General features: G+C 69.4%; 11 protein-coding genes. 6 read left to right on the top strand and 5 right to left on the bottom strand.

The annotated features are described in order from the left end of the window. The first annotated feature begins 14 nt into the window (after positions 1-14). Both FHW78_RS05745 and FHW78_RS05740 read left to right on the top strand, forming a co-directional pair. Positions 15-2,300 carry a DUF1631 domain-containing protein gene (locus FHW78_RS05745; protein WP_183638758.1) on the top strand — a complete coding sequence of 762 codons (2,286 nt, stop codon included), beginning with the start codon at positions 15-17 and terminating at the stop codon, positions 2,298-2,300. Between the two features lie 69 nt (positions 2,301-2,369). Then, positions 2,370-3,458 (top strand): NAD(P) transhydrogenase subunit alpha, encoded by a 1,089-nt coding sequence (locus FHW78_RS05740; RefSeq protein ID WP_183638756.1) that lies wholly within the window; start codon positions 2,370-2,372, stop codon positions 3,456-3,458. A 27-nt stretch (positions 3,459-3,485) separates the two neighbouring features. On the opposite strand, the gene FHW78_RS05735 is transcribed toward FHW78_RS05740, so the two are convergent. From FHW78_RS05735 to FHW78_RS05720, 4 genes are all read right to left on the bottom strand, one after another. Further along, positions 3,486-3,938: a DUF3106 domain-containing protein gene (locus FHW78_RS05735; protein WP_183638754.1), complete on the bottom strand. Its 453-nt coding sequence runs from the start codon at positions 3,936-3,938 to the stop codon at positions 3,486-3,488. 4 nt (positions 3,939-3,942) lie between these two features. Then, entirely contained in the window at positions 3,943-4,302 is a 360-nt protein-coding gene (locus FHW78_RS05730; protein WP_183638752.1) for a hypothetical protein, read from the bottom strand. Next, positions 4,299-4,805: an RNA polymerase sigma factor gene (locus FHW78_RS05725; protein WP_183638750.1), complete on the bottom strand. Its 507-nt coding sequence runs from the start codon at positions 4,803-4,805 to the stop codon at positions 4,299-4,301. Before FHW78_RS05725 ends, FHW78_RS05730 begins: the two co-directional genes overlap by 4 nt. Positions 4,806-4,877: 72 nt before the next feature. Beyond that, entirely contained in the window at positions 4,878-5,213 is a 336-nt protein-coding gene (locus FHW78_RS05720) for a hypothetical protein (RefSeq protein ID WP_183638748.1), read from the bottom strand. 173 nt (positions 5,214-5,386) lie between these two features. On the opposite strand from FHW78_RS05720, the gene FHW78_RS05715 reads away from it, so the two are divergent. Together FHW78_RS05715 and FHW78_RS05710 are read left to right on the top strand one after the other, a co-directional pair. After that, positions 5,387-5,692 (top strand): NAD(P) transhydrogenase subunit alpha, encoded by a 306-nt coding sequence (locus FHW78_RS05715; protein ID WP_141455841.1) that lies wholly within the window; start codon positions 5,387-5,389, stop codon positions 5,690-5,692. After that, the gene (locus tag FHW78_RS05710; protein ID WP_183638746.1) at positions 5,692-7,149 is read left to right on the top strand and encodes an NAD(P)(+) transhydrogenase (Re/Si-specific) subunit beta; all 1,458 of its coding nucleotides are present in this window, start codon (positions 5,692-5,694) and stop codon (positions 7,147-7,149) included. The genes FHW78_RS05715 and FHW78_RS05710 overlap by 1 nt, the downstream gene beginning before the upstream one ends. A 65-nt stretch (positions 7,150-7,214) precedes the next feature. On the opposite strand, the gene FHW78_RS05705 is transcribed toward FHW78_RS05710, so the two are convergent. Then, positions 7,215-7,634, bottom strand: a complete 420-nt coding sequence (locus FHW78_RS05705; RefSeq protein WP_183638744.1) for a hypothetical protein — start codon at positions 7,632-7,634, stop codon at positions 7,215-7,217. A 108-nt stretch (positions 7,635-7,742) separates the two neighbouring features. Here FHW78_RS05705 and sufT point away from each other — a divergent pair, with 108 nt between their 5' ends. Then, positions 7,743-8,294 (top strand): putative Fe-S cluster assembly protein SufT, encoded by a 552-nt coding sequence (sufT, locus tag FHW78_RS05700; RefSeq protein WP_141455844.1) that lies wholly within the window; start codon positions 7,743-7,745, stop codon positions 8,292-8,294. 50 nt (positions 8,295-8,344) lie between these two features. Beyond that, positions 8,345-9,451, top strand: coding sequence for a branched-chain amino acid aminotransferase (locus FHW78_RS05695; protein WP_183638742.1), 1,107 nt, complete (start codon positions 8,345-8,347; stop codon positions 9,449-9,451). The last annotated feature ends 47 nt before the right edge of the window (positions 9,452-9,498 follow it).

The following is a 9,498-nucleotide window of genomic DNA, read 5'->3' as shown; positions in this document are numbered from 1 at the left end:
GGGGAACCTTGCGCATGACGAACAGCCCTCACGCCACTGCCAGCAGTGGACACGACCCGCGCCTGCTCGGCCAGGCGCGTGATGCCGTGCTGCCGCCGTTGGCGGATGCGTTCATCCAGGCGCTGGGCCGTTTCGACGACGCGCTGTTCGATCGCGCCGAGCGCGCCGGTCCCTCGCAGATGGCCTTCCTCGACGCGATGCGCGAACTGCGCCGCCGGCGCGAGGAAATCATCGGGCGTTTCCGCAATGCCCTGCTCGAAGCCTGGCGTTCGCTGGAAGCCGGCCAACCGCTGTCCGCGGAGGAGATCCTGATACGCGGCGACAGTTCCGGACTGAGCCTGGTCACCGAGCAGGAACTGGAATCGCGCCTGGCCGCGCGCAATCTGGCGGCGGTGCTGGCGCGTGACTGCAAGCCGGTGCTGAGCCGGCTGGAGCGTCGGCTGTCGGTGCTCGCCAGCGTCAAGCTGGACGGCGAACACAATCCCATCGGCGCCGAACACATCGGCGCGGCCATCCACACCGCCTTCGGCACCAGCGATCTGGCGCTGGAGGTCCGGCTGGTGGTGGTCAAGCTGTGCGAACGCGAACTGGTGCCGCTGGTAGCCCGCATCTACGAGGCGCTCGACCAGCGCCTGGTCCGGGTTGGGGTGGCGCCGGACCTGCCGGCGGGCCCGAAACCGGCCCCGACGCCGGTCCCGCGTCCGGAAACCTTCGACAGCGAGCCGCTGATCCAGGACGAGGAGATGCACGCGCCCGCCTGGGCCGCGCGTTTCGTCAACCGGATGGCCGGCTTCCGCGAAATGCACGGCGGCTCGGGCGGCCGTGCCGAAACCGAAGAGGGCAGCTACGGGCAGGCGCCCGGCACCCAGACCGTGCTGCTGGAAGCGTTGCACCACCTGCTGCAGGAGTCCCGCAGCCAGCGCGGTCCGGAGTCGGCGCGTGGCGCGCTCGGCACCCGCGATCTGTCGCAGCGGGAAATGCTGTCGGTCCTGTCGCTGCTGCAGTCCACCCCGAGCGCGACCCTGCGGGCCGCGATTGGCGACACCGGCGAATCGCTGGCGCAGCGGCTGAAGAACGAAGTACTCAGCAGCGCCACCCAACTGGGCGTGGATCCGTCCACCGCCCGGCTGGCCCCGGTCGACGAGGACGCCATCGATCTGGTCGGCATGCTGTTCGACGTCATGCTGGACGAGCGTGATCTGGAAGGGCGGCCGCGCGAACTGATCGGCCGGCTGGTGGTGCCGTTCGTGAAGGTGGCGCTGCTGGACCGGCGCATGTTCGTGCAGAAGACCCATCCCGCCCGCCGCCTGCTCAATGCGCTGGCCGAGGCCTGCGAAGGCAACAACGGCGAGAGCGCGGCCGAGCGCACCCTGCTGACCAAGGTCGAGGAAGTGGTGGATCGGCTGGTGGCCGAGTTCAACGAGAACCTGGCCATCTTCCTGACCCTGGAGGAAGAATTCCGCGCCTTCCTGGACCAGCACCGCCGCCGCATCGAGATCGCCGAGCGCCGGGCCGCCGAGATCCAGCGTGGCCAGGAGCGCCTGGAAACCGCGCGCACGCGCATGAACGCCGAGCTGTCGGCCCGCGTCGATGGCCGCGAGTTGCCGGGCGCGATCGAGGAGTTCCTGCGCCAGCCGTGGGCCCACCACGTCACCATGACGCTGCTGCGCGAAGGCGAGGACAGCAACGCATTGCGCGACGCGCTGACGCTGGCCGACGGCATCCTCGAGGAACTGACCGAGGCCCAGCGCCAGATCATCGGCAAGCCCTGGCTGCAGGCCTGGCGTCCCGGACTGGTGCAGGTGTTCGCCAGTGTCGGCATGAATGCCGATGCCGCCCACGGCGCCGTGGACGCGCTGCACGACACCCTGCAGGCGATCGCCGCATCGCGCCCGGACCTGCAGAAATCGCTGCCGGAGCTGCCGCAGGTCATCCTGCCCAAGCCGGCGGAGGACGAGAACACGCCGATCCAGATCGTCGGCGGGATCGACACGCTCGAATTCGATCATACCGACGCCGATCACTTCCGCCTGCTGGCCATCGGCACGTGGCTGGATTTCATCGACAAGGACAACAAGGTGCAGCCGGGCAAGCTTTCGTGGGTGAGTCCGATTTCCTCGCGCCTGCTGTTCGTCAATCGCCGTGGCGTGCGCTTCTGCGTGGCCTCGCCGGAAGAACTGGCGGCAATGGTGCGCCTGGGCCGGCTGCGCCGGCACATCGAGGAAGATGCGTTCGACAGCGCCATGCAGGGCGTGATCGATCGGCTGGAGCCGGCCGCCCGCCCCGGCGGCACGCCCTGATCCCGCGCCGCCCGGCCGCGCGCCGCATTTGCTAGCATCGGCTCCGACACAAACGGCACCGGAGTAGGCATGGCGGTCGAGGTTCTGGTCCTGAAGGAAACCGCAGCGGGCGAACGGCGCGTGGCCGCCACCCCGGAAACGGTCAAGAAAATGGTCGCCGCGGGCGCCCAGGTGCGGTTCGACCCCGGTGCCGGACGCTCGGCCGGTTTCCTCGACGAGGCCTACGCCGGCGCGGGTGCGCGTCCGGCCGATGGCGATACCCTGGCCAATGCCGACGTGGTGCTGTGCGTGCAGCCGCCCGCACCGGACACGCTGACCCGGTTGAAGACCGGCGCGGTGCTGATCGGCATGCTGCATCCGCAGGCCGACGCCGCGCGTGCCGAAGCCATCCAGGCGCGCGGCCTGCTGGCCTTCCCGCTGGAGCGCCTGCCGCGCACCACCCGTGCGCAGGCCATGGACGTGCTCAGTTCGCAGGCGGGCATGGCCGGCTACAAGGCCGTGCTCATCGCCGCCCAGCTCGCTCCGCGCTTCTTTCCGATGCTGACCACCGCGGCCGGCACCATCCGTCCGTCGAAGGTGCTGATCGTCGGCGCCGGCGTGGCGGGCCTGCAGGGCGTCGCCACCGCCAAGCGCCTTGGCGCGCAGGTGGAGGGCTTCGATGTGCGCCCGGAGACCCGCGAGCAGATCGAATCGCTGGGCGGCCGCTTCCTGGACCTGGGCGTGAGCGCGGCCGGCGAGGGTGGTTACGCGCGCCAGCTGACCGACGACGAGCGCCGCGAACAGCAGCGCCGGCTGGCGGAACATCTCAAGGGCGTGGATGTCATCGTCTGCACCGCCGCGGTGCCGGGGAGGCCGGCGCCGAAGATCATCACCACCGCGATGGTCGAGGGGATGAAGCCGGGCAGCGTGATCGTGGATCTGGCCGCGGAGACCGGCGGCAACTGCGAGGCCACCCGGCCCGGCGAAACGATCGAGCACCAGGGCGTCACCGTCGCCGGACCGCTCAATCTCGCCAGCATGGGCGCGGTGCACGCCAGCGAGATGTACGCGCGCAACGTGCTGAACTTCGTCTCGCTGTTCCTCAAGGACGGGGCGATCAGCTTCGATTGGCAGGACGAACTGCTGGCGAAGACCCGCTGGCCCGAACCGGCGGCCTGAGGCCGCCGGCGAGGCGTCGCCGCCGGTTCAGGGGCGCGCGGTCTCGTCCTTGGGACGATGTTGTTCCAGCCAGGCGCGGCGCTGCTCCGGGGTCATCTTCTTCCAGTCCTCGCGCAGCTTCTCGCGCTGCTCCGGCGGCATCTCGCGCATGCGCAGGAACAGGGCCCGCGCGCGATCGCGCTGCTCGGGATTCATGTGTTCGAAACGACGCATGCCGCGGCGTGCCTGCGTGCGCTGTTCGGGGGTCATCTGCTGCCAGCGGCGTCCGTGCTCCATCATCCGCGAGCGGCCCTGGGGATCGGCGTTCCAGCGATCCCGCAGCGGCGCGATCAGGGTTTCACGCTGCTGCGGCGTCAGCTTCTCCCATTCCGGCAGCGGCGCGGGCGCCGGGACCGCCTGCTGCGCCAGCGCCTGGCCGGTCCACAGCAACGACAGGCCCAGCAGCGACAACAGGGAACAACGCAGGGTTCGGGTCTTCATCGGTTCACTCCATCGCCAGCGGCGGCGCCTCGGAGGAGGCCAGCCACAGGTACAGATCGGGATTTTCGTCGAGCAGGGTGTTGGCGGGAAGCGCCGCGTCCGGCGTGGCCGCGGTGATCGCCGGTTCCGGGGATTCCGGCGCCGGCGCGGGGGACGACGGCAGCCATTGCAGGCCGATCATCACCGCCAGCACCGCGCTGAACGCGGTGGCGGTCAGCCACGGCCAGGCGCGCCGCTGCGACGCCGGCGCCGAGTGGCGGGCCGCGCGCAGGCGTGCCAGGGTCCGCGGGGACACCTGCGCGAGCGCCGCGGCATGCGCCTGGCGCGCGCGGGCGTCGAAATCATGTTCGTGGGCGGGGTTCATCGGAATTCCTCCAGTTGCTTCTGCAGCGCATCCCGCGCGCGCGACAGATGGGTCTTCACCGAGCCTTCCGAACAGCCCATCGCGCGGGCGGTGTCGGCGACATCGAGTTCTTCCAGCACGCGCAGGGTGAAGGCTTCGCGCTGGCGGGCGGGTAGGCCGCGCAGGGCCTGCACCAGCCGCGCGTAGGCCTCGCGCTGTTCGTGCGACTGCGACGGTCCGTGCGCGGCGTCGGCCCAGTCCAGCGAGGCCTCGCCTTCGCCTTCTGCCTCCGGCCGCAACCAGCGCAGGCGGAAGCGCTGCCGGCGCTGCACGTCGACGATCTTCCGCCGCAGGATGCTCCAGAACAGCGGTGTCCACTCGGCGGCGGGCCGCTCGCGGTAGCCGAGCATCTTCATCATCGCGTCCTGCACCGCGTCCAGCGCGTCGTCGCGGCTGCGCAGTCCGGCCTCGGCGAAACGGAACGCGCGGGTGCCCAGTCCGGCCAGGAACTGATCAAGCGACATTGCCGGCGACGCCGCCACTGGCGGCGTCGCGACATCGGTTTCTTGTCCGGGGCCGGTACTCACCAGCACAGCTTAGCTCCGGCGGTCCCAGCGGCGCTCGATCCGGTCGCCGCGGCGGTCCAGGCGCGCCTCGATGCGATCGCCCCGACGGTCGAGCTGGCGGTCGATGCGCTCGCCGCGCGCGTCCAGGCGGGCGGCGGCGCGCGGGTGGCCGTGCGCGGCGGCCCGATCGGCGCGGCGATCGAAGTGCCGCTCGATGCGATCGCCGCGGACATCGAGGCGATGTTCGATGCGCTCGCCACGCACATCGAGGCGGTGGTTGGCCCGATCGCCGGGATCGGCGGCGAAGGCCGGGGTGGCGATGGCGGACAGCAGTACGGCCAGGCACAGCGGGATGCGGTGGTTCATGGCGGTTGCCTCGTGGCGGGTGGTGGAACGGAGATGCTTGCGACAGGGGAAACGCCCCGCCGGCGCGCGCGTTGACAGGCGCGCGGCGGGGTTCCGCCGGGTTCAGGTGCGGTTATGATGCGGAAACGCCGCGGCGCGACCCGTCGGCGCAACGACAATCTGGGAGTGCGTGGATGAACGACGGTTTCGTGGCCTTGTACATCTTCATGCTGGCGGCCATCGCCGGGCATGTGATCATTTCCCGGGTGCCGGTCATCCTGCATACGCCGCTGATGTCCGGCTCCAACTTCATCCACGGCATCGTGCTGATCGGCGCGATGGTGGTGCTGGGGCACGCGGACACCACCCTGGAGAAGGTCATCGGCTTCATCGCCGTGCTGCTGGGCGCGGGCAACGCCGCTGGCGGCTACGTGGTGACCGAGCGCATGCTGGAAATGTTCAAGTCCAGCAAGCCGCAGCCGGGCAAGGAGGGCAAGTGATGAGCTGGACCCTGCCCGAACTGTTGTCCTTCCTGGTCAAGGCCAGCTACCTGGTCGCCGCGACCCTGTTCCTGCTCGGCCTGCAACGCATGGCTTCGCCGCTGACCGCGCGCAGCGGCATCCGCTGGGCCGGGTTGGGCATGTTGATCGCCACGGTGGCGACGTTCTTCCTGCCGGACCTGCACAACATCCCGCTGATCATCGCGGCGGTGGCGATCGGCAGCGCGGTGGCCTGGGTATCCGGCAAGCAGGTGCCGATTACCGACATGCCGCAGATGGTCGCGCTCTACAACGGCATGGGCGGCGGTTCGGCGGCGGCGATCGGCGCGGTTGAACTGCTGCGCTTCTCCTTCCTGGTCCATCGCGACACCACGCACTGGAGCGAGTCGGCGATCGCCGCGCTGGCCGCGCGTCAGCCGGATGCGACGACCCTCGCGCTGGCGGTGATCGGTTCGGCGATCGGCGCGGTGTCGCTGTCCGGTTCGGTCATCGCCTGGGCCAAGCTCGACGGACGGCTGGACAAGCGGGTGGTGTTCCCCGGCCAGCAGGCGTTCAACCTGCTGGTGTTCATCGCGATGCTGGCGCTCGGTGGCTGGGCGGCCTATACCTTGTCGGTCCCGTACATCATCGCGTTCTTCGTGGTGGCGCTGGCGCTGGGCGTGCTGATGACCCTGCCGATCGGCGGCGCCGACATGCCGGTGGTGATCTCGCTGTACAACGCCTTCACCGGCCTGGCCGTCGCGTTCGAGGGTTACGTGCTGGGCAACGAGGCGCTGATCATCGCCGGCATGATGGTCGGCGCGGCGGGCATCCTGCTGACCCGGCTGATGGCCAAGGCGATGAACCGGCCGATCCGCAACGTGCTGTTCTCCAATTTCGGCGGTGGCGGGCAGGCGCAGGAGATCTCCGGTTCGCAGAAGCCGATCGAGGCCGGCGACGTCGCCGCGATGATGGCCTTCGCCGAGCGCGTGGTGATCGTGCCCGGCTACGGCATGGCGGTGGCGCAGGCGCAGCACAAGATCTGGGAACTGGCGCAGAAGCTGATCGATCGCGGGGTGAAGGTGAAGTTCGCCATCCATCCGGTCGCCGGCCGCATGCCCGGGCACATGAACGTGCTGCTGGCCGAAGCCGGCGTGCCCTACGATCTGATCGCGGACATGGACGACATCAACCCGGAGTTCGCCAACACCGACGTGTCGCTGGTGATTGGCGCCAATGACGTGGTCAACCCGGTGGCGAAGACCGACCCCGCCAGCCCCATCTACGGCATGCCGATCCTCGACGTGGTCAACAGCAGGAACACCATCGTCATCAAGCGCGGCAAGGGCACCGGTTTCGCCGGCATCGAGAATGCGCTGTTCTACGCCGACAACACCCGCATGCTGTACGGCGACGGCGCGGAGATGGCCAGTGCACTGGTCAGCGAGCTGAAGGCACTGGACGGCGGCGGCCACTGAGCCGCCGCCCTTTCGCACGGGGCTTCAGCGCAGGACACGCCGCGTGATCCCGTCCGGGTCGCGCGCTACTTCGCCAGCCAGGCCGCCAACAGCGGAGACACCAGCAGGCACGCCCAATCCAGTGTGCCGTTGGCGAGCTGGGCCAGGGTCCAGGCATGGGAGAGCCCCAGCCGCAGCGCCGATTCCCAGGGCAGCAGGCCGAGCACGAAGCCGAGCTGGCTGGCGATGATGAACCAGTTCGCCAGCACCGCCATCGCCACCGTCGCCAGCGCGGCCACCAGTGCGCGGCGGCCACCCGGGCGCACGCCGGCAAAGCGCAGGAGCACGGCCGCGTCCAGCGCCGCCAGCAGCGCCATCCAGCCGGACTGTCGTCCCAGGTAGAGCGCCAGCAGCACCCAGATCAGGCTGAAGCACAGGCCACCGAGCAGCAGGATGATCGGGGCCAGCCAGCGGGAGGATGGCGTGGAAGGGACGGCGGGCGGCATGAAGGCTCCGGCAGGGGGCCGCCAAGGATAAGGCCTGCCGGCCCCGCCCGGGCTGCCGCGATACAATGTCGGCCTTGCGCGCCCCCCACGCGCCCCCATGTGAACGGCATGTATTCCCGCAGCAGCGAACCCGTCCAATTCGAGCGTGACTGTCCCGCGGTGCTGGTACCGCAGGGCGAGAGCGTGACCCTGCCGGCAGGCACCTACGGCTACATCACCCAGGCGCTGGGTGGCAGTTACACGGTCTTCGTGGAAGGCAACCTGTTCCGCATCGCCGGCAAGGATGCCGATGCGATTGGCAAGGAGCCGACCGAGCCGCTCAGCCTGCCGGACAACGCCAGCGACGACGAAGTCGAGCAGATGGTGTGGCAACAGCTGCGCACCTGCTTCGATCCGGAAATCCCGTTCAACATCGTCGATCTGGGCCTGGTCTACGAGGCCCGGCTCAACCATCGCGACGATGGCCAGCGCGAGGTCGAGGTGAAGATGACCCTGACCGCGCCCGGCTGCGGCATGGGCGAGATCCTGGTCGACGACGTACGCAGCAAGCTGGAGATGATTCCCACCATCGCCGAGGCGGACGTGGAACTGGTGTTCGACCCGCCGTGGGGCCGCCACATGATGTCGGAAGCCGCCAAGCTGGAAACCGGCATGCTCTGAGCGCCTGCGCGCTTTTCCCTTTTTTCGCAGTGGAATACAGGAAGCAAGTGATGAACGTCGCCAACGCCGCCCCCCTGGTCTACCGGGTCGAACGCTCCGCCCAGGCCCGCAGCACCGCCGAGCGCGAGAAGATCCTCGCCGCGCCGGGTTTCGGCCTGCATTTCACCGACCACATGGTCGCCATCGAGTGGGACAAGGCGCAGGGCTGGCATGACGCGCAGGTGCGTCCCTACGGTCCGCTGGCGCTGGATCCGGCCGCGTCCGTGCTGCACTACGGCCAGGAAATCTTCGAGGGCATCAAGGCCTATCGCCACGCCGACGGCTCGATCTGGACCTTCCGCCCCGACGCCAACGGCGCGCGCCTGCAACGTTCCGCACGCCGCCTGGCGATGCCGGAACTGCCGGTGGCCGAGTTCACCGAATCGTTGCGCCAGCTGATCGCCGTGGACGCCGACTGGGTGCCGGACGCGCCGGAGACCAGCCTGTACTTCCGTCCCTTCATGATCGGCACCGAAGCCTTCCTCGGCGTGCGCGCCGCGCAGAAGGCCGGCTACTACGTCATCGCCAGCCCGGCCGGCGCGTACTTCGCCAAGGGCGTGGCGCCGGTGTCGATCTGGCTGTCCACCGATTACGCGCGCGCCGCCAAGGGCGGCACCGGCGCGGCCAAGTGCGGCGGCAACTACGCCGCCTCGCTGCTGCCGCAGCAGGAAGCGCAGGCGCAGGGCTGTTCGCAGGTGCTGTTCCTGGATCCGGTCGAGGGCAAGTACCTGGAAGAACTGGGCGGCATGAACGTGTTCCTGGTCTACAAGGACGGCACGATCGTGACCCCGGAGCTGTCCGGCAGCATCCTGGAAGGCGTGACCCGCTCCAGCATCCTGCAACTGGCGCGCGATCGCGGCCACAAGGTCGAGGAGCGCAAGGTGTCCATCGACGAATGGAAGCAGGGCGTGGCGTCGGGCGAGATCGCCGAAGTGTTCGCCTGCGGCACCGCCGCGGTGATCACCCCGATCGGCGAGCTGAAGGGCCGCGATTTCTCGGTCGGCGACGCGAGCGCGCCGGCCGGTGAAGTGACCATGGCCATCCGCAAGGAACTGACCGACATCCAGTACGGCAAGATTCCGGATCGACACGGCTGGCTGGTCAAGCTGCGCGACTGAGGCGCGGCGCCAGCGACATGACGAAAAGGCCGGGCATCGCCCGGCCT

Origin of the sequence: Pseudoxanthomonas sp. OG2 (assembly GCF_014192765.1) — a bacterium.
GTDB classification, from domain to species: domain Bacteria; phylum Pseudomonadota; class Gammaproteobacteria; order Xanthomonadales; family Xanthomonadaceae; genus Pseudoxanthomonas_A; species Pseudoxanthomonas_A beigongshangi.
This window is presented reverse-complemented; position numbering and strand designations above follow the sequence as displayed.